General features: G+C 72.8%; 20 protein-coding genes. 9 read left to right on the top strand and 11 right to left on the bottom strand.

Features of this window, described 5'->3' with window-relative positions; genetic code table 11:
- Nucleotides 1-30 precede the first annotated feature (30 nt).
- Nucleotides 31-975: a glucosyl-3-phosphoglycerate synthase gene (locus ACE4Q9_RS18550; RefSeq protein ID WP_397985333.1), complete on the top strand. Its 945-nt coding sequence runs from the start codon at nt 31-33 to the stop codon at nt 973-975.
- Between the two features lie 83 nt (nt 976-1,058).
- Entirely contained in the window at nt 1,059-2,486 is a 1,428-nt protein-coding gene (locus tag ACE4Q9_RS18545; protein WP_397985332.1) for a trehalose-6-phosphate synthase, read from the top strand.
- On the opposite strand, the gene otsB is transcribed toward ACE4Q9_RS18545, so the two are convergent.
- From otsB to ACE4Q9_RS18530, 3 genes are all read right to left on the bottom strand, one after another.
- Entirely contained in the window at nt 2,474-3,307 is an 834-nt protein-coding gene (otsB, locus tag ACE4Q9_RS18540) for a trehalose-phosphatase (RefSeq protein WP_397985331.1), read from the bottom strand. The genes ACE4Q9_RS18545 and otsB overlap by 13 nt on opposite strands.
- Before the next feature lie 223 nt (nt 3,308-3,530).
- A complete protein-coding gene (locus ACE4Q9_RS18535) occupies nt 3,531-3,770 on the bottom strand; it encodes a DUF3263 domain-containing protein (RefSeq protein WP_397985330.1) in 240 nt (79 codons plus the stop codon).
- Nucleotides 3,771-3,786: 16 nt separating this feature from the next.
- Nucleotides 3,787-5,052 carry an extracellular solute-binding protein gene (locus ACE4Q9_RS18530; protein WP_397985329.1) on the bottom strand — a complete coding sequence of 422 codons (1,266 nt, stop codon included), beginning with the start codon at nt 5,050-5,052 and terminating at the stop codon, nt 3,787-3,789.
- A gap of 139 nt (nt 5,053-5,191) precedes the next feature.
- Between ACE4Q9_RS18530 and ACE4Q9_RS18525 the strand changes: the two genes are divergently transcribed.
- From ACE4Q9_RS18525 to ACE4Q9_RS18515, 3 genes are all read left to right on the top strand, one after another.
- On the top strand, nt 5,192-6,130 hold the full coding sequence (locus tag ACE4Q9_RS18525) for an ROK family protein (RefSeq protein WP_397985328.1): 939 nt from the start codon (nt 5,192-5,194) through the stop codon (nt 6,128-6,130).
- Nucleotides 6,130-7,293 carry an N-acetylglucosamine-6-phosphate deacetylase gene (gene nagA, locus ACE4Q9_RS18520; protein WP_397985327.1) on the top strand — a complete coding sequence of 388 codons (1,164 nt, stop codon included), beginning with the start codon at nt 6,130-6,132 and terminating at the stop codon, nt 7,291-7,293. Before ACE4Q9_RS18525 ends, nagA begins: the two co-directional genes overlap by 1 nt.
- A gap of 106 nt (nt 7,294-7,399) precedes the next feature.
- The gene (locus tag ACE4Q9_RS18515; protein ID WP_397985326.1) at nt 7,400-8,326 is read left to right on the top strand and encodes a 1-phosphofructokinase family hexose kinase; all 927 of its coding nucleotides are present in this window, start codon (nt 7,400-7,402) and stop codon (nt 8,324-8,326) included.
- Nucleotides 8,327-8,338: 12 nt separating this feature from the next.
- Here ACE4Q9_RS18515 and ACE4Q9_RS18510 read toward each other — a convergent pair whose 3' ends face one another.
- Nucleotides 8,339-9,256 carry a carbohydrate-binding protein gene (locus ACE4Q9_RS18510; RefSeq protein WP_397985325.1) on the bottom strand — a complete coding sequence of 306 codons (918 nt, stop codon included), beginning with the start codon at nt 9,254-9,256 and terminating at the stop codon, nt 8,339-8,341.
- A 153-nt stretch (nt 9,257-9,409) separates the two neighbouring features.
- Nucleotides 9,410-11,059 carry a diguanylate cyclase CdgB gene (gene cdgB / locus ACE4Q9_RS18505; protein WP_397985324.1) on the bottom strand — a complete coding sequence of 550 codons (1,650 nt, stop codon included), beginning with the start codon at nt 11,057-11,059 and terminating at the stop codon, nt 9,410-9,412.
- 385 nt (nt 11,060-11,444) lie between these two features.
- Between cdgB and ACE4Q9_RS18500 the strand changes: the two genes are divergently transcribed.
- Nucleotides 11,445-11,936 (top strand): flavin reductase family protein, encoded by a 492-nt coding sequence (locus ACE4Q9_RS18500; protein ID WP_397987258.1) that lies wholly within the window; start codon nt 11,445-11,447, stop codon nt 11,934-11,936.
- Nucleotides 11,937-11,960: 24 nt separating this feature from the next.
- On the opposite strand, the gene arfB is transcribed toward ACE4Q9_RS18500, so the two are convergent.
- Nucleotides 11,961-12,398: an alternative ribosome rescue aminoacyl-tRNA hydrolase ArfB gene (arfB, locus tag ACE4Q9_RS18495; RefSeq protein ID WP_397985323.1), complete on the bottom strand. Its 438-nt coding sequence runs from the start codon at nt 12,396-12,398 to the stop codon at nt 11,961-11,963.
- Nucleotides 12,399-12,566: 168 nt separating this feature from the next.
- Between arfB and ACE4Q9_RS18490 the strand changes: the two genes are divergently transcribed.
- Nucleotides 12,567-13,142, top strand: coding sequence for a TerD family protein (locus ACE4Q9_RS18490; RefSeq protein WP_397985322.1), 576 nt, complete (start codon nt 12,567-12,569; stop codon nt 13,140-13,142).
- A gap of 74 nt (nt 13,143-13,216) precedes the next feature.
- Here ACE4Q9_RS18490 and ACE4Q9_RS18485 read toward each other — a convergent pair whose 3' ends face one another.
- Nucleotides 13,217-14,608 (bottom strand): M1 family metallopeptidase, encoded by a 1,392-nt coding sequence (locus ACE4Q9_RS18485; protein ID WP_397985321.1) that lies wholly within the window; start codon nt 14,606-14,608, stop codon nt 13,217-13,219.
- A gap of 183 nt (nt 14,609-14,791) precedes the next feature.
- Here ACE4Q9_RS18485 and ACE4Q9_RS18480 point away from each other — a divergent pair, with 183 nt between their 5' ends.
- On the top strand, nt 14,792-15,292 hold the full coding sequence (locus ACE4Q9_RS18480) for a hypothetical protein (protein WP_397985320.1): 501 nt from the start codon (nt 14,792-14,794) through the stop codon (nt 15,290-15,292).
- Nucleotides 15,293-15,317: 25 nt separating this feature from the next.
- Here ACE4Q9_RS18480 and ACE4Q9_RS18475 read toward each other — a convergent pair whose 3' ends face one another.
- Entirely contained in the window at nt 15,318-15,995 is a 678-nt protein-coding gene (locus ACE4Q9_RS18475; protein WP_397985319.1) for a pentapeptide repeat-containing protein, read from the bottom strand.
- A 102-nt stretch (nt 15,996-16,097) separates the two neighbouring features.
- Between ACE4Q9_RS18475 and ACE4Q9_RS18470 the strand changes: the two genes are divergently transcribed.
- Entirely contained in the window at nt 16,098-17,591 is a 1,494-nt protein-coding gene (locus ACE4Q9_RS18470; protein WP_397985318.1) for an MFS transporter, read from the top strand.
- A 43-nt stretch (nt 17,592-17,634) separates the two neighbouring features.
- Here the strand turns inward: ACE4Q9_RS18470 and ACE4Q9_RS18465 are convergent, their stop codons facing one another.
- The 3 genes from ACE4Q9_RS18465 to ACE4Q9_RS18455 all read right to left on the bottom strand — a co-directional run bounded on the left by ACE4Q9_RS18465 (nt 17,635) and on the right by ACE4Q9_RS18455 (nt 20,538).
- Nucleotides 17,635-18,282, bottom strand: a complete 648-nt coding sequence (locus ACE4Q9_RS18465) for a hypothetical protein (RefSeq protein WP_397985317.1) — start codon at nt 18,280-18,282, stop codon at nt 17,635-17,637.
- A gap of 173 nt (nt 18,283-18,455) precedes the next feature.
- Nucleotides 18,456-19,862 carry an NAD(P)/FAD-dependent oxidoreductase gene (locus ACE4Q9_RS18460; protein ID WP_397985316.1) on the bottom strand — a complete coding sequence of 469 codons (1,407 nt, stop codon included), beginning with the start codon at nt 19,860-19,862 and terminating at the stop codon, nt 18,456-18,458.
- Between the two features lie 10 nt (nt 19,863-19,872).
- Nucleotides 19,873-20,538, bottom strand: coding sequence for a rhomboid-like protein (locus tag ACE4Q9_RS18455; RefSeq protein WP_397985315.1), 666 nt, complete (start codon nt 20,536-20,538; stop codon nt 19,873-19,875).
- Between the last annotated feature and the right edge of the window lie 7 nt (nt 20,539-20,545).

Here is a 20,545-nt window from a genome sequence, read left to right as displayed (position 1 = left end):
CCGCGAGGCGAGCGTGAGGAGCCGGGGACCGTGCTGGAAGAAGTCGAGCGCTGGATGGGCAACCGCTCCTGGTCCGTGCGCGACCGTCCCTCGCACCAGGTCCTCGCCGCGAAGCAGCGCACCGGCCAGACCATCAGCGTGGTGCTGCCCGCCCTCGACGAGGAGGAGACGGTCGGCGAGATCGTCGCGGTGATCCGGCGCGATCTGATGGAGCGGGTGCCGCTCGTCGACGAGGTCCTGGTGATCGACTCGGGCTCCGCCGACCGCACCTCCGAGGTCGCCGCCGCGGCGGGCGCGCGGGTGGTGCACCGGGACGCGATCCTGCCCCGGATACCGGCCGTGCCGGGCAAGGGCGAGGTGCTGTGGCGCTCGCTGCTCGTCGCCACCGGGGACATCATCTGCTTCGTCGACGCGGACCTGCGGGAGTTCTCCTCCGACTTCGTCCTCGGCATCGTCGGCCCGCTGCTCACCGAGCCGGACGTCCAGCTGGTCAAGGCGATGTACGACCGACCGCTCGCCGGTGCGGCGGGGCAGGGCGGCCGGGTCACCGAGCTGATGGCGCGCCCGCTGCTGAACATGCACTGGCCGCAGCTCGCGGGCTTCGTACAGCCGCTGGGCGGGGAGTACGCGGCCCGGCGCTCGCTGCTCGAACAGCTGCCGTTCCCGGTCGGGTACGGGGTCGAGCTGGGCATGCTGGTGGACGCCCTGCACCTGGTGGGGCTCGACGCGCTGGCCCAGGTGGACGTCGGGGTGCGCAAGCACCGGCACCAGGACGGGCAGGCGCTCGGCCGGATGGCGGCGGCCATCTACCGCACGGCCCAGCTGCGGCTGGCCCGCGGCCATCTCGTGCGCCCCGCGCTCACCCAGTTCGAGCGGGGCGTGACCGGTTTCGAACCGCGCACGTACGCCGTGGACACCGAGGAGCGGCCGCCGATGACGCAGATCGCGGAGTACGCCCGGCGCCGGGTGGCGTGAAAGCGCGCGGGCGGCCGTATACGACCGGCTTCGGACCGGGTCCGCGGGTTTGAGTGTTCCCAGGTCGGGCTAGGTTGTGGACCATGGCTTCCACGCACGGTGCTGAGGTGCTGGTCGCGTCCAATCGCGGCCCGGTTTCGTACGAGGCGGACGAGGACGGTTCGCTGCGCGCCAAGCGGGGCGGTGGCGGGCTGGTCTCGGGCCTGTCGGCGATCGGTCCGGAGACGAACGCGGTCTGGGTGTGCGCCGCGCTGGGCGACGGCGACCGCGAGGCGGTGCGCCGCGCCGGGGGCGGCCTGTTGCCGGAGGCGGACACCGGCGGGCAGCGGGTGCGGATGCTCGGCATCGACCCGGAGGTCTTCGCCGACGCGTACAACGGGATCGCCAACTCGGTGCTCTGGTTCGTGCACCACATGCTGTACCAGACACCGCTGGAGCCCGTCTTCGACGCGGACTTCCGGCGGCAGTGGGCGGCGTACCAGGCGTACAACCAGGCGTTCGCCGAGGCGCTGGCCGAGGAGGCGGGCGACGGCGCGGCGGTGTTGATCCAGGACTACCACCTGGCGCTCGCCCCGCGGATGCTCCGCAGGCTGCGGCCCGATCTGCGCATCGGCCACTTCTCGCACACCCCGTGGGCTCCGGCGGAGTACTTCCGGCTGCTGCCGGACGACATCGCGGCGGAACTGCTGACCGGGATCCTCGGCGCGGACCGGGCGGCGTTCCTCACCCGGCGCTGGGCGGACGCGTTCACCGGGTGCTGCCACGCGGTGCTGGGGCCCGGCATCCCCGCGGGCACCCGGATCGGGGTGCACGGTCTGGGCGCGGACGCCGACTTCCTGCGCGAGCGCTCCCACCGGCCGGACGTGGACGAGCGGATGGCGGCGCTGCGCGCGGAGATCGGGGAGGGCCGGCGGACGATCGTCCGGGTGGACCGCACCGAGCTGTCCAAGAACATCGTGCGCGGGCTGCTGGCGTACCGGCAGCTGCTGGACGACCACCCCGAGTGGCGGGAGAAGGTCGTGCACGTCGCGTTCGCGTATCCCTCCCGGCAGGACCTCGCCGTGTACCGGGACTACACGGCCGAGGTGCGGCGGGTCGCGGAGGAGATCAACTCGGCGTACGAGACGCCGGGTTGGACCCCGGTGGTGCTGCATGTGAAGGACGACTTCGCGCGTTCCCTGGCCGCGTACCGGCTCGCCGACGTGGCGCTGGTCAACCCGATCCGGGACGGCATGAACCTGGTCGCCAAGGAGGTGCCGGTCGTCTCCGACGAGGGGTGCGTGCTGGTGCTCTCACGGGAGGCGGGGGCGCACGAGGAGATGGGCGAGGACGCGCTCACGGTCAACCCGTACGACGTCACGGGCACCGCCGAGACGCTGCACACGGCGCTGACCATGCCGGCGGCGGAGCGTGCCGAGCGCTCGAAGCGGCTGGCCGCGGCGGGCACGGCGCTGCCGCCGGACCGGTGGTTCCTGGACCAGCTGCACGCCCTGGACGATCAGTCCAGCTGAGCCGCCAGCGCGGTGAGGAGTCGCACGACGCCCTCGGGGCCGTCGACCACCAGGTCGGCCCGCTCGGCCAGTTCGGCGACCTCCGTGCTGCCGCTGCACACGAGCAGTCCCGGTGTGCCCTCGGCGCGGAGTTTGTCGACGGCGGCGTAGGCGGGCAGGTCGCCGAGGTCGTCGCCGGCGTAGAGGACACAGCCGGCGCCGGTCTCGCGGAGGTACTCGCCGAGGGCGACGCCCTTGTCCATGCCCGGCGGGCGCAGTTCGAGGACCATGCGGCCGGGTTCGACGATCAGGCCGTGCCGGGTGGCGAGGTCGGTGAGCGGGGCGCGCAGGGCCTCGTACGCGGCCTGCGGGTCCTGGGCGCGGCGCGTGTGTACGGCGACGGCGCGGCCCTTCTCCTCGATCCAGGTGCCCCGCCAGGCGCCGACCCGGTCCAGCAGGCCGGGCAGCTCGGCGCGGACGGCGGCGACGCCGGGGTGCGGGGCGGGGGCGCTGACGGTGCCGGTGGCGGCGTCCCAGCGTTCGGCGCCGTAGTGGCCGAGGACGGTGAGGTGGTCGAGGCCGGGGACGCCGGCGAAGCCGCCGTAGCGGACCGCGACGCCGGCCGGGCGGCCGGTGATCACGGCGATGTGGGCGACCTTGGGCGCGAGGGCGGTCAGGGCGGCGACGGCGGCGGGATGGGCGCGGGCCTGTTCGGGGTCGGCGACGATCGGGGCGAGGGTGCCGTCGAAGTCCAGGCCGATCACCGCGGTGCCGGGGTTCGTGAGCAGCGCGGCGAGTCCGTCCCGGCCGGCCGGGGTGGCGGGGGTCGGCAGAGGGTCCATGTACCGACACTATCCAGCGGCGCCGCATGTCACGCCTGGGCCCCGGCCCGCGTTCCCGCCGGCACTCCGCCCCAGCCCCCGCCAGGGGCTCCACCCCCGGCCCGCGCGAAGCCCGCGTCGCGCCCCGCCCCGCGCGAAGTCGGCGTCGCGGGCGGCCCGCGGCCTTCGCTCGGTCGGTCGGGGGAGCAGGGGGCGGCCGGGCGGCCGGGGGGGTCGGTCCGGCTCAGCGTTCCGAGCGCCGGGTCTCGCGGATCCGGCGCAGGCGGTTCACCGTGACGGGGTCGTGGGAGAGGGCGCGTTCGTCGTCGAGGAGGGCGTTGAGGAGCTGGTAGTAGCGGACCGGGGAGAGGCGCAGGTCCTCGCGGATGGCGCGCTCCTTCGCGCCGGGGCCGGGAAAGCCCCGGCGTTCCAGCGCGAGGATGGCCTTCTCGCGGTCGCCCAGTTCCGTGTCGCCCGGTTCCATGGGGAAACCGTAGCGCTCAGCCGGCGCTGGCCGCGCTGTCCGCCGCTGTGGCCGTGGCCTGGAGGCGGGTGAGGACGGACGCGGGGTCGCCGCCGGGCGCGACGGCCTGGCCGATGTCCTGCTTCACGGCCGCGCTCACCGCCGCCCAGGACGTCTTGCCCACCGGGTACAGCTCGCTCGTGGGGAGCTGGTCCAGGAAGGGGTGCAGCGCCTTGTCGGGGGCCGCGTCCGACGCGCTCATGGCGTTGGAGGCGGAGGTGGTGACCGGCAGGAGCCCGTAGTCGCGGGAGAAGTCGAGGACGTTCTTCTCGCTGTAGACGTAGTTCAGGAAGTCGCCGATCTGGTCGGCGTGGCCGTTCTGCTTGAACGCCATCATCCAGTCGGTCACCCCCATCGACGCCCGCGCCCGCCCGGTCCGGCTCGGCGTCGGCACCATGCCGAAGCGCACGCCCTTCGCCTCGGCCTGCTGGATCAGCGTGGGGTGCCCGTCGACCATGCCGACCTGACCGTCGGCGAACGCCGCGAACGCCTGCGCCCGGTTCAGCTTCCCCGGCGGCACCGGCCCGGTCAGCCCCTTGGCGACCAGGTCGTCCTTCAGCCAGGTGAAGGTCCGCACGTTCTGCTCGGAGTCGATGGTGTAGCTGCCGATGTCGTCGGTGTAGCCCGTGCCCCCGGTGCCGCCGTCGCCACCGCTGAGCAGCCACTGCATCGTCTCGGCCTGCGCCTCCTCGGGCCCGAGCGGCAGCGCGAAGGGGTACTTCACGCCCTTCGCCTTGAGCGCCTTGGCGTCCGCGGCCAGCTCGTCCCAGCTGGTCGGCGGGGTGATCCCGGCGCTCGAGAAGAGGGTCTTGTTGTAGAACAGCACCCGCGTGGACGCGGCGAAGGGTATGCCGTACTGCGTATGGCTCCACTGGCCGGCGTCGGCCAGCTGGGAGAGGAAGTCCGCCTGGGTGCGGATGGAGAGCAGGTCGGAGGCCGCGTAGAGCTTCCCGGCGGCCGCGTAGTCGGCGTAGGCGCCGATCTGCGCCATGTCCGGCGCGTGCCCCGCGTCGACCATCTCCTTGACCTTGCGGTCGACGTCGTTCCAGGAGTAGACGCTGACCTGGATCTTCACGCCCGGATGCGTCGTCTCGTACTCCTTGACCAGCGAGTCCCAGTACTTCTGCGAACTGTTCGCCGCCGAGTCGCCGTAGTCCGCGGCCACGAGTCTGAGGGTCACATCGGAGGAGCCCGTGCTCCCGCAGCCGCCGAGGAGCGCGGTCATGCCCATCGCGGACACCATCGCGACCATTCCTGCCGTACGCCGACGCACCGTCAAAATCCCAACCCTGCTGTTCGAACGATTCATGAGATGAACGCCTAAGGTCTACACCACGTGAATGGACTAGACCTCTTGCGGGTCAGCGGGCCACACTGTCCCCGTGAGACATGTCATCGCCCTGGACGTGGGCGGTACCGGGATGAAGGCCGCCCTCGTCGGGGACGACGGCGCCCTGCTGCACCGCGCCCGCCGCGCCACCGGCCGCGAGCGCGGCCCCGACGCGGTGGTCGCGGGCATCCTCGACTTCGCCGCCGACCTGTTCGCGTACGGCACCGAGCACCACGGCCCGCCGGCCGCCGCCGGCATCGCGGTCCCCGGGATCGTCGACGAGGCGCGGGGCACCGCCGTCTACGCCGCCAACCTCGGCTGGAAGGACGTACCGCTGCGCGAGCTGCTCGCCGAGCGGCTCGGGGTGCCCGTCGCGCTCGGCCACGACGTGCGCACCGGCGGCCTCGCCGAGGGCCGGATCGGCGCGGGCCGGGGCGCCGACCGCTTCCTGTTCGTGCCGCTCGGCACCGGCATCGCGGGCGCGATCGGGATCGACGGCCGGGTGGAGTCCGGGGCGCACGGCTTCGCGGGCGAGATCGGCCATGTCGTCGTACGGCCCGGCGGGGCGCCCTGTCCCTGCGGACAGCGCGGCTGCCTGGAGCGGTACGCCTCCGCGTCCGCCGTCAGCGAGGCCTGGGCGGCGGCCGGCGGGGGCCCGGAGGCGGACGCGGCCGACTGCGCGCGGGCCGTCGCGGCGGGCGACCCGGACGCCCGGCGGGTCTGGCAGGAGGCGGTGGACGCGCTCGCCGACGGCCTGGTCACCGCGCTCACCCTGCTGGACCCGCGCACGCTGATCATCGGTGGCGGTCTCGCCGAGGCGGGGGAAGTGTTGTTCCAGCCCCTGCGGGACGCCGTCCGGTGCCGGGTCACCTTCCAGAGACTGCCGTCCATCGTCCCCGCCGCCCTCGGCGACACCGCCGGCTGCCTGGGCGCGGGGCTGCTCGCGCGGGATCTGCTGACGACCACTTCTACTCCGGAGGTAGACACCTGATGGCCAGCCCCACAGGAGCCGCGACGCACCCACAGGTGCTCACCGGCGCGAACGTGGTACTTCCCACGGGCACGGTGAAGAACGGCACCGTGGCCATCGACGGCCGGCGCATCACCGGCGAGACCCCGGCCGGCGCCCGGACCGTCGACGTCACCGGCCACTGGCTCGTCCCCGGCTTCGTCGACCTCCACAACCACGGCGGCGGCGGAGCCTCCTTCGCCGGCACCGCCGAGCAGATCCTCACCGCCGTCCGCACCCACCGCGAGCACGGCACCACCACCCTCGTCGCCTCCACCGTCACCGACGAGATGGACCTGCTGGTCAGCCGCGCCGGGCTGCTCAGCGAGCTGGCCGAACAGGGCGACATCGCGGGCATCCACTTCGAGGGGCCGTTCATCTCGCCGTGCCGCAAGGGCGCCCACTCCGAGGCGCTGCTGCGCCACCCGGAGCCGGCCGAGGTGCGCAAGCTGATCGACGCGGCGCGCGGGCAGGCCCGGATGCTCACCCTGGCCGCCGAGCTGCCGGGCGGCATCGACTCGGTACGGCTGCTCGCCGAGCACGGGGTGATCGCCGCGATCGGGCACACGGACGCGACGTACGAGCAGACGGTGGACGCCATCGAGGCGGGTGCCACGGTCGCCACGCACCTCTTCAACGCGATGCCCGCCCTCGGCCACCGGACGCCGGGCCCGGTCGCCGCCCTGCTGGAGGACGAGCGGGTGACGGTCGAGCTGATCAACGACGGCACGCATCTGCACCCGGCCGCCCTGGAGCTGGCCTTCCATCACGCGGGCGCGGACCGGGTGGCGTTCATCACGGACGCGATGGACGCGGCCGGTGCCGGTGACGGCCGCTACCTGCTGGGCCCGCTGGAGGTCGAGGTCAGCGAGGGGGTGGCGCGGCTGGTGGAGGGCGGTTCGATCGCGGGCTCCACGCTGACCCTGGACCGGGCGTTCAAGCGGGCGGTGACCGTGGACCGGCTGCCGGTGGAGGACGCGGTGAAGGCGCTGTCCGCCAACCCGGCCCGGCTGCTGGGCCTTTCCGACCGCGTGGGCTCCCTGGAGCCCGGCAAGGACGCGGACCTGGTGCTGCTGGACGCGGACTTCGACGTGCGGGGCGTGATGCGGCGCGGCGAGTGGGTGGTCGCTCCCCAACTGGGCTGATAAGCCCGGCTTCTCCTCCGGCGGCGGCCGCCCCGCGACTGGGCCGGCCGCCGTCTCTTTGGCATGATCGGGGCCCGGAACGACGGCTTCGAGGGAGGCAGACCGGGTGATCCTCACGGTCACGCTGAACACCGCTCTCGACATCACCTATCGGGTGCGGTCACTGCGTCCGCACGCCTCGCACCGGGTCTCGGAGGTCATCGAGCGTCCGGGCGGCAAAGGCGTGAACGCGGGCCGGGTGCTCGCCGCGCTCGGGCACCAGGTGACGGTCACCGGGTTCGCGGGCGGCGGCACCGGCCGGGCGGTACGGGACCGGCTCGCCGGGACCGGGGGCCTGACGGACGCGCTGGTGCCGGTGGCGGGGGCGAGCCGGCGCACGATCGCGGTGGTGGACGAAATCTCCGGCGACACGACCCAGTTGAACGAGCCGGGCCCGCAGATCACGCCCGCCGAGTGGGCCGCCTTCCTGGACCGCTACGCGGAACTTGTGCCCAGCGCCTCGGCGGTGGCCCTGTGCGGCAGCCTGCCGCCGGGAGTGCCGGTGGGGGCGTACGCGGGCCTGATACGCACGGCGCGCTCCCTGGGCGTACCGGTGCTGCTGGACACCAGCGGCGAGCCGCTGCGCCGCGGGGTGGCGGCCCGCCCCGACATCATCAAGCCCAACGCCGACGAGCTGGCCGAACTCACCGGCTCCCACGACCCGTTGCGCGCCACCGAGGACGCCCGCCGCCGGGGCGCCCACACGGTCGTCGCCTCCCTGGGTCCGAACGGCCTCCTCGCCGCCACCTCCGAGGGCCGCTGGCGCGCCACCCCACCGGGCCGGGTGCACGGCAATCCGACCGGCGCGGGCGACTCGGCGGTCGCCGCGCTGCTGTCCGGCCTGGTGAGCCGCCTGCCCTGGCCGGCCCGGCTCGCCCACGCCGTCGCCCTCGCGGCGGCCACCGTCCGGGCGCCCGCCGCGGGCGAGTTCGACCGGTCGACGTACGAGGAGCTGCTGGGACGGGTCACGGTGACCGGGCAGGCCGGTCATTGAGCCGCGCCGGGCTCAGCTGGTGACCCGGCCCGCCTTCAGCCACAGCTGGTCTAGCAGGACGTTGCACTTGTCGCCGGGCTGGCAGGAGATGGAGATGGTGTTGTTGCCCTTCTTGAGGGTGGGCCACACGTAGGAGCGGGTCCAGCCCTGGGCGAAGTCGTTGTCGGCGGCGTGCCGCCAGTTCCGCAGCCCGAGCTTGCTGCCGTACTCCTTGCCGTTGACGGTGACCGTCATCGACTGGTCCTCGCCGGTGGCGCTGTACCCGGTGAAGAGGGTGTAGTCGCCGTCCGAGGGGACGTCCACGCTCCAGGTGACGGAGGCGCCGACCTGGTTCAGACCGCCCACGTACTTGCCGCCCGCGGCGCGCGAGCCCTTGACGTCGGTGGCCGGCGCGGCGCCGCCCGACAGCTGCACCGAACTGTCCGCGGCATCGGCCTTCGGCAGGCCCGAACCGGCCGAGCTACTGCTCGTCGGGGTCGGGTCCGTGGACTGGCTCTGGGTCGGGGTGGTGTTCGCCTGGCTGTCGGACGTGTCGTCCGAGTTGCCGTGGATCATGGCGACGCCGATGCCGATGACCACCGCTGCGACCACCGCGATCGCGCCGATCAGCAGGCCCTTGGTGTTGGGGCCGCGGCGGCCGGGGCCGGGCTGCGGGGCGGGGGCGCGGCCCGCGGGCGGTGCTCCGCCGGGGAGCGTCTCCGGGGCCTGGTAGTGCGCGTTCGGCTGGCCGTAGGCGCCCTGCTGCGGAACGTGAGGGGGCTGCTGCTGGCCGTACTGACGCTCGCCGACCGTGCGCACTCTGCTGACCGAGTTCGGGTAGCCGTAACCGCCGGAGGGCGGCTGGGCTCCCCTGGCCTGGCCGTCTGCGTACAGATAGCCGAACGGGTCGTCTTCCTCGGGCGTGCTCGCGCCGTTGTCGCCGGGCGTCATCCCTTGGTACTCCTCAACAGGTGCGAACGGATACGGTCATGGCTGGAAAAGCGAGCCTACCCTCCCCCGTTCTCGACTTCGCTCGAACGGGGGGACCCCCATCACCTGAGCCAAACGGGTGACGCAGACCGCATCAACTCGCTGACCTGGGGCTCATCCCGCGCGGCGGTGCTGTTTGGGACGAGATCGTTTCTCTACGTACATCCGCTCGTCGGCGGACTTCAGCACTTCGTCGGCCGTCATGCCGCAGTGCGCCCATCCGATGCCGAAGCTCGCCCCCACCCGGACCGCCCGGCCCTCGGCCCGGATCGGCTGGATGATCTCGTTGCGCAGCCGTACCGCCAGGTCCTCGGCGTCGGCGCGGCCGAGCCCGTCGGCGAGGATCACGAACTCGTCGCCGCCGAGCCGGGCCACCGTGTCGCCGTCGCGCACCCCCTGGGAGAGCCGCCGGGCGACCTCGATCAGGACGGCGTCGCCCGCGTTGTGCCCGAACCGGTCGTTGATCGACTTGAAGCCGTCCAGGTCGCAGAAGAGCACCGCGAGGCCCTTGGTGCCGTCGTCCTGCTCGCCCTCGGGGGCGACGGTGTGCACATGGTGGTCGAAGCCGTCGTACGTCTCCGTGCCGGGCGCGAAGTCGAAGCCGTGCCCGGCGGGGCCGTCGAAGCCGGGGTGGCCGTAGGCCGCGTCCAGGGACTCCAGGGCGTGCGGCGGGCGGCGGCACAGCCGGGCGGCGAGCCGTGAGCGCAGCTCGGCGGAGTTCGGCAGGCCGGTCAGCGAGTCGTGCGAGGCGCGGTGGGCGAGCTGTAGCTCGCGGCGCTTGCGCTCCTCGATGTCCTCGACGTGGGTGAGCAGGAAGCGGGGCCCGTCGGCGGCGTCCGCGACCACGCTGTTGCGCAGCGACACCCAGACGTAGCTGCCGTCGCGGCGGCCGAGGCGCAGCTCGGCGCGGCCGCCCTCGGCCGAGGTGCGCAGCAGGGTGCCGATGTCCTCGGGATGCACCAGGTCCGAGAAGGAGTAGCGGCGCATCGCGGAGGCCGGGCGGCCGAGCAGCCGGCACAGGGCGTCGTTGGTGCGCAGGATGCGGCCGTGCTGTTCGCCGCCCATCTCGGCGATGGCCATGCCGGACGGCGCGTACTCGAACGCCTGCCGGAAGCTCTCCTCGCTCGCGCGCAGCGCCTGCTGCTCGCGCTCCAGGCGGACCAGGGCGCGCTGCATGTTGGAGCGCAGCCGGGCGTTGCTGATCGCGATGGCGGCCTGGAAGGCGTACATCTGGAGGGCCTCGCGGCCCCAGGCGCCGGGCAGCCGGCCGTTGCGCGGGCGGTCGACGGATATGACGCCGAGCAGTTCGCCGCTGGAGCCGCCCGGCGCGCCCGGTGTGTACATGGGGGCGAACAGGCGGTCGGAGGGGTGCCACTCGTCCTTGAAGCGCGGCGCCGGGCCGTCGGTGAACCACTGGGGCACATCGTCGTCGTCCAGCACCCAGCCCTCGGTGTGCGGTATGAACACGAGGTCGCCCCAGCGCTCGCCCATGCCCAGGCGCCGGTCCCAGGCCTCGCGGGAGCCGACCCGGCCGGTGATCAGGGCTTCGGCCGCGGAGTTGCCGGCGAACGCGGCGACGACGAGATCGCCGTCGGGGCGTACCAGGTTCACGCCCGCCATCTCGTATCCGAGGGCGTTGACCACGCCGTCGGCGACGGTCTGCAAGGTGTCCGCCAGGCTGCGCGCCGTGTTCATGTCCGCCATGACCTGGTGCAGCTGCCGCAGGGACGCAAGGCGGACGTACGGCTCCGACTCGGTCTCCATGCTCGCCCTCCCCCCGAGACCTCGCAGCGAATCAAGGGTCGTCGTCTTCGGCGCCTCGTGGTTGCTCCAGCAGTTTCACCGCCACTGAATCACAGCGCGCTGCTCACCCGGTACACAGGGTCAACAATTCCTGCCCCTTGTGACTCAAGTCACAGCAAAACATGAACAATTGGGCGGGGTTTCAGCGTTTTCCGTGCGTTCACCGTATGGCCTCTTTCCGGTCCCGCTCCGCCGCTGGTCCTAGGACCCGGCTCGGGCTCGGGCCCGATGCGTCGGGCGCAGAGCGCAGACTAGCGTTTCCGGCGTGCTGAAGACGCCTTCTCCCGCCGCCCTCGCAGCTTCCGGGCATGCTGAGGGGGTGAGCAACGACGAGTTCCGGGCCGCGATGTCCCGGCTGGCCGCGGGTGTGGTCCTGGTGACCGCGCAGGAACCGCCGCTCGATCCCGGCGACCCTGACGCACCGGGCGTGGAGGACGTCGGCATGACCGCGACGGCCTTCCTGTCGGTCTCCCTCGATCCGCCGCTGGTGCTGGTCAGCCTGCGGGAGGGCTCGCGCATGGACGACCTGCTCGCCGAACAGCCGCTGTGGGCGGTGTCGGTGCTCGCGGAGAGCCAGCGGCACATCGCGGGCCGCTTCGCCATGAAGGGCCGCATCAGCGACCGGCTGCTGTTCGAGGACATCGCCTACACGCGGGGCGAGGTCACGCACGCCCCGCTGGTCGGCGGCGCGCTCGCCACGCTGGAGTGCCGCACGGAGCAGCGGGTGGCGGCGGGCGACCACACCCTGGTCATCGGCCGGGTGCTGACGGCAGGGGTACCGAGCGCGGAGGGCGGCCCGCTGACGTACTTCCGGGGCCGCTACCGGCAGTTGGGCTGAGCCTCACCGCGCGCGGCGGGGTCCCTACCCCCAGTCGCGTCCCGAGCGCCCGCGCTTGGTCTCGGCGCGCTGCTTCTTCTCCCGCAGCCGGCGCTCGTTGATGCCCCGCGGTATCCGGGTGGGCCTGCGGGGCTTGGGCGGGGGTGCGGTGGCCTCCGCGAGGAGGGCGGCGAGGCGGACGGCGGCGGTCTCGCGGTTGCGCCACTGGGAGCGGTGCTCGGACGACCGTACGGTCACCACCCCGTCGACGAGCCGGGTGGCCAGCCGCTCCAGGGCGCGCTCCTTCCACACCGGCGGCAGCGCCTCGCTGGCGGCGAGGTCGAAGCGCAGCTCCACCTGGGAGTCGCTGGTGTTGACGTGCTGCCCACCGGGCCCCGACGACCTGGAGAAACGCCACATCAGCTCGGCCTCGGGGAGCGAGACGGAGCCGCGGATGACGTAAGGACCGGACATGCCCTCCATGTTCCCGGCCGGGGCCCGTCCACGTCATCCGGATTTCCCGGAAGCCGCGGAGAAGTCCGGGTAAAAAAGGTAAAGAGGCCCGGAACCACGGGGACCCCCCTGGACGTTCTTCCGGGTGCCGGTAGCTTCGTCGGCACGCACAGGGACAACTAGGAAGGGACTCCCAACATGGCTGTAAGCCTGTCCAAGGGTGGCAACGTCTCGCTCTCCAAGGAGGCTCCGGGCCTGACGGCCGTCACCGTGGGGCTCGGCTGGGACGTCCGCACCACCACGGGCACGGACTTCGACCTGGACGCCTCCGCCATCGCGGTCAACGCGCAGGGCAAGGTCTACTCGGACGCCCACTTCGTCTTCTTCAACAACAAGCAGACCCCGGACAGCACCATCGTGCACACCGGCGACAACCGCACGGGCGAGGGCGAGGGCGACGACGAGGCGATCAACGTCAACCTGGCCGGTCTCCCGGCCGACATCGACAAGATCGTCTTCCCGGTCTCCATCTACGACGCGGAGAACCGCGGCCAGAACTTCGGCCAGGTGCGCAACGCCTACATCCGCATCGTCAACCAGGCCGGCGGCGCGGAGATCGCCCGCTACGACCTGTCGGAGGACGCCGCCACCGAGACCGCCATGGTCTTCGGCGAGCTGTACCGCAACGGCGCGGAGTGGAAGTTCCGCGCGGTGGGCCAGGGTTACGCCTCGGGCCTGGTCGGCATCGCCCAGGACTTCGGCGTCAACGTCTGACGTACCGCGCCTGCGCCCTTCCCCACCCGAGTACCGGGGAAGGGGGCAGGACGGCCCGCGCGGCCGCGCCCCGGTCAGGGGTGGGCCGGTTTGCCGTCGCCGTACAGCCAGTCCTTCCAGATCTCGCCGAAGTCCTGGTCCGGGAAGCGGCGTTCGACGAACGCCGTGAAGTCCGCGGTGCTCGCGTTGCCGTAGCGGTGGGCGGCCGGCCAGGCGCGCAGCAGGGCGAAGAAGGCTTTGTCGCCGACCTTCTGCCGGATCTTGTGGAGCACCATCGCACCGCGCTCGTACACCGGCGACCCGGAGATGTGCGCGGCGCCGGAGGGGTTCGCGGGCGGGAAGGCCCAGATCGCGCTGTCGTGGGCCCGGTAGTAGGACTGGAACGTCTGCTCGGCCGTGTCCCCGCCGTGGTCCTCGTCCCACAGCCACTGGGCGTACGTGGCGAACCCCTCGTTGAGCCACATGTCCCGCCAGGACTCGGGGGTCACGCAGTCGCCGTACCACTGGTGCGCCAGCTCGTGAACGAGGGTGCTCAGCTCCGGCGCGCCGGGGAAGAAGGGGCGGTTCTGGGTCTCCAGCGCGTACCCCGCGTCGTCCGGCCGGTCGATGATGACGCCGACGGAGGAGAAGGGGTACGGCCCGAACGTGTCCTCCTCCCACTTGACGACCTCGGGCAGCTTCGCGAGGACGCCCGCGCTCGCCTCGGCCTGCGTCGGGTCGACCGCGGTGAGCACGGGCAGCCCGCCGGGGCCCTTGGACCGGGTGAGGTCGAAGTGCCCGATCGCGACGGTGGCGAGGTAGCTGGCCATGGGCTGCGCGGTGTGCCAGTGGTAGCTGGTACGGCCGCCGCGGGTGGACTGGTCCGCCAACTCGCCGTTGGACACGGCTTGCAGGCCCTGCGGGACGGTCACGGTGATGTCGTACGTGGCCTTGTCGGAGGGGTGGTCGTTGCCGGGGAACCACGCCATGGACCCGACCGGCTCGCCGAGCCCGAGCGCGCCGTCGGCCGTGCGCAGCCAGCCCTCCGCGGAGCCGTCGGGGTCGGTGAGGGTGCCGGGGACGCCGGAGTAGCGGACGGTCGTACGGAAGGTGTGACCCTTGCGCAGATCGTCGTGCGGGCGGACGGTGAGTTCCTGCCCGGCCCGGTTGTAGCGGGCGTCCCGGCCGTCGACGCCGACCGAGTCCACGTGCAGCCCGGCGAGGTCCAGGTCGAACGCGGACAGGTCCTTGGTGGCGCGGGCCGTGATGACCGCCGTACCGGTGAGGCGGTGGGTGGCCGGGGTGTAGTCCAGGGTGAGGGCGTAGTGGCCGACGTCGTACCCGCCGTTGCCCGCCTTCGGGAAGTAGGGGTCGCGCACGCCCGCGCCACCCGGTGTGCCGCGCACCCCGCTCCCGCACCCGGTGCCGGCCAGGGTGAGCACCAGCGCGACCGCGGCGGCCGGTACCAGGCGTACGGATCTGGACATGTCAGCGATCTTAGGCGGAAGCCGATCACGGGGGGAGTCGGCTCCGGCGGCGCGTCCAGCACCGTTGTGCACGCCGTCCGCCTGCGCAAACGGCTCAGGTACACAGGCGGCTCACAGGAAGGGCCGGAATCCGGGAACGGGACCGCGCCCGGCGGTCCCGCGCCGCCGTGACACCATCGGTCCGTGCTCGATATCGGCTACGCCCTCTCCAACCGCTTCCCGGACCCCCCGCAGACCGACTACCGCCGCGCGGACGTCCGCGCGCTGCGGCACGATCTGTTCTGCGGGGACGTGTACCTCGCGGACACCAGGACGGACCGGGAGCTGTCCACGGCCTGGGGATGGGTGCCCGTGCTGGACTTCGCCTGGGCGCTGTGCGACATCGTGGAACGGCTCGACCGGGATCCGATGGGCTCCCGCGCCGCCCGGCCGCAGCGGGCGGAGCTGGACTTCACCGAGTCCAGTGACCGGCTGCTGTTCGAGCGCCGCTTCGGCTGGGTCGACATCACGGCCGACTGGCAGCCGCTGGACGAGGCCCCCCTCTCCTTCTCCCACGCCGAACTGCGCCGCGAGGCACGGGACTTCCTCCAGGACCTGGTCGCCGACCTCGTCGACCTGCATGAGGACCTGGGCGAGAACCCGGCGATCTGGACCCTCCAGGCCCGCTTCCCCCGCGTCGCGTAAGACCCCGCCGCCCCCGGTACGCCGCCTACTCCACGCGTATCCCGAGCGCCGCCGCCAGCGCCGGTGCCAGGTCGAGGAGCTGGCCGGTGCCGATCACCGCGCCGGACAGCCGGTCCAGACCCCGCGCGATCTCCAGCGGGGCGGCGCCGCGCAGATCGACGTCCTTCAGCGTGGCCCCGGTGAGGTCCGCGCCCTTCAGCGCGCAGTCCACGAACTCCACCCGCTCCAGGCGGGCGCCGCCGAAGTCCGGTTCGACCAGGACGCAGGACTCGAAGACGACGTCCCGCAGCCGGGCCGTGCGCAGATTCAGGTAGTCGATCTTGCCGCCGCGCACCACGACCCGCTCCAGCACCGCGCCGTGCAACTGGGTGCCGCCGAGGCGCGGGTCGGTCAGCTCGACGTCGCGCAGGGTGGCCTCGGACAGATCGGTGCCGACCCCGCGCAGGCCGGTGAGCGCGCAGTCGAGCACGCGGGCGTGGCGCAGCCGCGTCCCGTCGGCCGCGCAGCCCCGCAGCGCGCAGTCCATGAACCGGGCGCCCGCCGCGTCCTGGCCCGTCAGATCCGCGTCCCGGAACTCCAGCCCGTCGTAGTCCCCGTCCGGGCCGAGCCCGCCGCCGGTCCACGGCCGCAGCTCCGGCAGCCGCAGCTCCGGCCGCCGTGCGCCCCGTCCCACCCGGCTCCCGCCGGTCGTTCCCCTCGCCATGGGTCCCATGCTGCACCCCGCCACTGACAATCGCCCCCACCCGCGCCGTCCACCTCGTGTCACCCAGATGCGATACGTCCCGATCCATGCTGTTCTGGCCAGATGAGCATCGGCCGAACGGGTGAGTCCCGGGCCGCCGCGGAGGGTACGGATCCGCACCGCTGGTGGGGGCTGGTCGTCATCGCCCTGGCCCAGCTGATGGTGGTCCTGGACGCCACGATCGTGAACATCGCGCTCCCCTCCGCGCAGCGCGCCCTGCACATGTCCGACGGCAACCGGCAGTGGGTGATCACCGCGTACACCCTCGCCTTCGGCGGGCTGCTCCTGCTGGGCGGCCGGATCGCCGATCTCGTGGGCCGAAAACGCGCCTTCGTGACCGGTCTGGCCGGCTTCGCGCTCGCCTCCGCGCTCGGCGGGGCGGCGACCGGCTCCGGGATGCTGTTCGGCGCCCGCGCGCTGCAAGGGGCCTTCGCCGCCGTGCTCGCGCCCTCCGCGCTGTCCCTGCTGACCACGATGTTCACCGATCCGCGCGAGCGCGGCAGGGCGTTCGGCGTCTTCAGCGCGCTGGCGGGCAGCGGTTCGGCGATCGGGCTGATCGTCGGCGGGGTGCTCACCGAGTACCTGACCTGGCGGTGGTGCCTGTACGTCAACGTGCCCATCGCGGCGCTCGCGGTCTTCGGCGCGTTCACACTGCTGCACGACCGGCCGGGGCACGGCGACGTCCGGCTCGACGTGCCCGGCGCGCTGCTGGGCTGCGGCGGTCTGGCCGCGATCGTCTACGGCGTCGGGGAGGCCCAGCCGCGCGGCTGGGCCTCCCCGCTGGTGCTCGCGGTGCTGGCGGCCGGGGTGGCGCTGCTCGCGGCGTTCGTGTGGTGGCAGGCGCGCGCGCCCGACCCGCTGCTGCCGCTGCGCATCCTGCGCAGCCGGGACCGGGCGGGCTGCCTGCTGACGATGGCGTTCGCGGTGATCGGCATGTTCGGGGTGTTCCTGTTCATGACCTACTACCTCCAGGTCATCCTCGGCTACTCGCCCTTCAGGACCGGGCTCGCCTTCCTGCCGATGACCGCCATGATCCTCGCCGGGGCCACCCAGATCTCGGCGCGGCTGCTGCCCCATGTGCCGCCGCGGCGGCTGCTGGTGCCGGGGATGCTGCTGGCGGCGAGCGGGCTGCTGCTGCTCACCCGGCTGACCGTGCGCTCCTCCTACGCCGGGGAGATCCTGCCCTCCCTGCTGCTGCTCGGGCTCGGCATGGGGCTGACCTTCATGCCGGTGTTCGCCACCGTGACGGCGGGGGTCGCTGCGCGGGACGCGGGGATCACCTCCGCGACCGTCAACGCCGCCCAGCAGGCCGGCGGTTCGATCGGTACGGCGCTGCTGAACACGATCGCCACCACCAGTGCCGCGTCCTATGTTGCCGCCCGACCGCACCGGCCCGGCGCGGTCCCGGCCGGCACCGTGCACGGCTACGCCGTCGCCATCGGCTGCGCCGCCCTGATCATGCTCGTCTCCGCCCTGACCGCGGGCCTCATGGTGACCGCCCCGGCCCCGAAGCACGGCACGCGGGCCGGCCGGCCGGTGCGGGAGCCGGTGGGCTGAGGCCGGGACGCGCCCCGATGCGACGCGCCCCGTTCCGTACGCGTCAGTCGAGCGGGACGTCGAAGTTCTTCGCGGTGATGTCCGTGCCGTCCGACGCCTTGGCCGCCAGGCGCTTGTAGCGCAGGACGAGCTTGTCCGCGTCCTTGGTGGGCGTGAAGGCGACCCAGCCCGTGGAGGTCTTGCCGGTCTCGGCGTCCTTCAGCGGCGGGTAGCCGGCCGCCTTGATCTCGTCGTCGAGGATGGTGGTGCTGGCCTGGTCGATGCCGTTGGGCATGCCGGTGAGGTAGAAGGACGTGGCGCCGAAGCTGTCGTAGTACTTCGAGCTGGCGGTGACCTTGACGTCGACCAGGACGACCTTCTCGTCGGCCAGCGCCGCGTACTTGGCCTTCGCCGCCGCCGAGGGCTGGAAGTCCTTGACGTACTTGATGACGGTGGCCTTCTCGCCCATCACGTCGTCGTCGATCGTCTTGTTCACCGGCACGGCGGTGCCGGTGGCCGCGCCCTTGCTCCCGGCGGCCGGCTGCGAGGGCGACGCCGAGGGGGCGGAGCCGCCGGCGGCCGACGCGCTCGGCGCGGGTGAGGGCGCGGAGCCGGCACCCGAGCCGGAGTCGTCGTTGCACCCGGTGAGCAGCAGGCCGCAGGCGGCTATCGCGGCGACGGCGGGAACGCGGGTGGCGACACGGATACGCATGAAAAAAGAACCTCTCCCCGTAGACGAACGCGGGCCCGCCGCACGGATGCCGTGGCAAAGCGGACGCGGTCGTTCATCTGGTCGATGTGCGGCGAGGATCATACTGGCCGCCCCGCGTCGCGCTTTTGTCATGATCGCGTTCCGCTTTCGTCAGGGGATCAACGGCCGGCCCCTCAGTGCCGTCCCGCCACCCGGTCCGCCGCCTTCGCCAGCCGCGAGGACTCCGTCGCCGGGCGGCGGCGTTCGCGCTGATCGGCGGTGTGGTAGGTGGCGTACATGCCGTGGACGCCGAGCCAGCGCAGCGGCTCGGGCTCCCACTTGCGGACCTTGTGGCCGACCCAGGGCAGCTCGGTGAGTTCGGTGCGGCCGGCCTGCCCGGAGTCCTGCTGGACGAGGTCGCGCAGGGTGCGGGCGGCGAGGTTGGTGGTGGCCACCCCGGAGCCGACGTAGCCGCCGGCCCAGCCGAGGCCGGTGGCGCGGTCGAGGGTGACGGTGGCGCACCAGTCGCGCGGCACACCGAGGACACCGGACCAGGCGTGGGTGACGGCGACCCCGGCCAGGGACGGGAAGAAGCGCACCAGGATGTCCCGCAGCGCCTCGACCGTCGCGCGCTGGGTGCGGCCGTCGTTGTCCGTGCGGGAGCCGAAGCGGTACGGCACCCCGCGCCCGCCCAGCGCGATCCGGCCGTCGGCGGTGCGCTGCGCGTACATGTAGGCGTGCGCCATGTCGCCCAGCGTCTCCCGGCCCGCCCAGCCGATCGCCGCCCACTGCTCCTCGGTCAGCGGCTCGGTGGCGATCATCGAGGAGTTCATCGGCAGCCAGGTCCGCTTCTGGCCCTTGAGGGAGGCGGTGAAGCCCTCGGTGCAGCGCAGCACGTAGGGGGCGCGGACGGTGCCGTAGGGGGTGACGGCGTGCTTGGGGCGGATCTCGGTCACCGGGGTCATCTCGTGGATCACCACGCCCAGCGCCTCGACCGCCGCCGCCAGCCCCTTCACCAGCTTCGCCGGGTTCAGCCGGGCGCCGTGCGGGGTCCAGGCGGAGCCGACGGCGTCCGCGACCCGGATCCGCTCGGCCGTCTGCCGGGCGCCGTACAGCTCCCGGTCCTTCTCGCCGTACGACAGCTCGTGCTCGTGGAACGCCTTCAGCCGGGCCAGTTGCGCGGGCGTCGTGGCCACCTCCAGGACACCGCCCTTGTGCACGTCGGCGTCGATGCCCTCGGCCCCGGCGACCGCGATCACCTCGTCCACGGTGTCGTTCATCGCCTGCTGGAGCCGTATCGCGGCCTCGCGGCCGTGCAGCTTCGCGTAGCGGTCGCGGCCCGCGATGCCGTTGTACAGCCAGCCGCCGTTGCGGCCGGAGGCGCCGTAGCCGCAGAACTTCTGCTCCAGGACGGTGATCCGCAGGAAGGGCGCGGCCTTCTTCAGGTAGTACGCGGTCCACAGGCCGGTGTAACCGCCGCCGACGATCACCACGTCGGCCGTGGCGTCACCGGGCAGCGGCTCCCGCACCGCCGGAAGGCCGTCGTCCGCGTACCAGAAGGAGATGCCACCGTTCACGACACTGCTCGCCGAGCTGCTCATGGCCGGGAACCTAACCCCTGAGCAGGGTCAGTGTCTCCTTCGGATTCCATGCTTTTCCGCGGCCTCTGGTCAGCGGATAGCAGGCCAGGCCGATCAGCATGGCGAGGAAATGTCCGGTGTCGGTGAAAGTGGGCGACCCGGCCAGGGGCAGCGCGAAGACGGCGAGGACGACGGCGAGGTAGGCGTAGCGCCAGGGGGGCGCGATGCGGTAGGTGAGCACGGCGACGACGCCGGCCAGGGCGTAACTGACCCCGATGTCCAGGGTGTTGACCGCCGAGTGGGGCGCGATGCCGTCCCGGATCGCCTTCAGCAGCAGCCCCTCGCTGACCAGGGAGGCGAGCACATGGGAGGCCGCGCACACCAGGAGCCAGCGGGCGGTGCCGAGCCAGCGTTCGGCCGGGGCGTGGAAGACGGTGTACAGGAACGCGTACGGCAGCCAGTGCCCGCCGTCGATCCACATCGCGCTGGTGACCAGCACCCGCAGCGGGGTGCGGGACAGCTCGTGGATGTTGGTGGACCTGCGGCGCAGGAAGTGCTGCTCGAAGCCGGGCGACATGTGGTGCACCGCGACGGTGGTGACGAACAGGACCGCCAGCCAGACGTAGGTGCCCGGGGCGCTGCGGACGTAGCCCGCGACCGCCCCGAGTCCACGGCGGAGGGGGCCGGCTCGGGTCACGCCGCCA

The sequence above is a fragment of the Streptomyces sp. AM6-12 genome (genome assembly GCF_044327085.1).
Classification (GTDB): Bacteria; Actinomycetota; Actinomycetes; order Streptomycetales; family Streptomycetaceae; genus Streptomyces.
Note: the sequence above shows the minus strand (reverse complement) of the source record. Positions and strands in the feature narration are given on the sequence as shown.

Bases quoted from the DNA above. Each gene is read 5' to 3' on its own strand.
- ACE4Q9_RS18545 (WP_397985332.1), top strand. From the start codon at position 1,059: ATGGCTTCCACGCACGGTGCTGAGGTGCTGGTCGCGTCCAATCGCGGC.
- otsB (WP_397985331.1), bottom strand. From the start codon at position 3,307: ATGGACCCTCTGCCGACCCCCGCCACCCCGGCCGGCCGGGACGGACTC.
- ACE4Q9_RS18535 (WP_397985330.1), bottom strand. From the start codon at position 3,770: ATGGAACCGGGCGACACGGAACTGGGCGACCGCGAGAAGGCCATCCTC.
- ACE4Q9_RS18530 (WP_397985329.1), bottom strand. From the start codon at position 5,052: ATGGTGTCCGCGATGGGCATGACCGCGCTCCTCGGCGGCTGCGGGAGC.
- nagA (WP_397985327.1), top strand. From the start codon at position 6,130: ATGGCCAGCCCCACAGGAGCCGCGACGCACCCACAGGTGCTCACCGGC.
- ACE4Q9_RS18510 (WP_397985325.1), bottom strand. From the start codon at position 9,256: ATGACGCCCGGCGACAACGGCGCGAGCACGCCCGAGGAAGACGACCCG.
- cdgB (WP_397985324.1), bottom strand. From the start codon at position 11,059: ATGGAGACCGAGTCGGAGCCGTACGTCCGCCTTGCGTCCCTGCGGCAG.
- ACE4Q9_RS18500 (WP_397987258.1), top strand. From the start codon at position 11,445: ATGTCCCGGCTGGCCGCGGGTGTGGTCCTGGTGACCGCGCAGGAACCG.
- arfB (WP_397985323.1), bottom strand. From the start codon at position 12,398: ATGGAGGGCATGTCCGGTCCTTACGTCATCCGCGGCTCCGTCTCGCTC.
- ACE4Q9_RS18490 (WP_397985322.1), top strand. From the start codon at position 12,567: ATGGCTGTAAGCCTGTCCAAGGGTGGCAACGTCTCGCTCTCCAAGGAG.
- ACE4Q9_RS18485 (WP_397985321.1), bottom strand. From the start codon at position 14,608: ATGTCCAGATCCGTACGCCTGGTACCGGCCGCCGCGGTCGCGCTGGTG.
- ACE4Q9_RS18475 (WP_397985319.1), bottom strand. From the start codon at position 15,995: ATGGCGAGGGGAACGACCGGCGGGAGCCGGGTGGGACGGGGCGCACGG.
- ACE4Q9_RS18470 (WP_397985318.1), top strand. From the start codon at position 16,098: ATGAGCATCGGCCGAACGGGTGAGTCCCGGGCCGCCGCGGAGGGTACG.
- ACE4Q9_RS18465 (WP_397985317.1), bottom strand. From the start codon at position 18,282: ATGCGTATCCGTGTCGCCACCCGCGTTCCCGCCGTCGCCGCGATAGCC.
- ACE4Q9_RS18460 (WP_397985316.1), bottom strand. From the start codon at position 19,862: ATGAGCAGCTCGGCGAGCAGTGTCGTGAACGGTGGCATCTCCTTCTGG.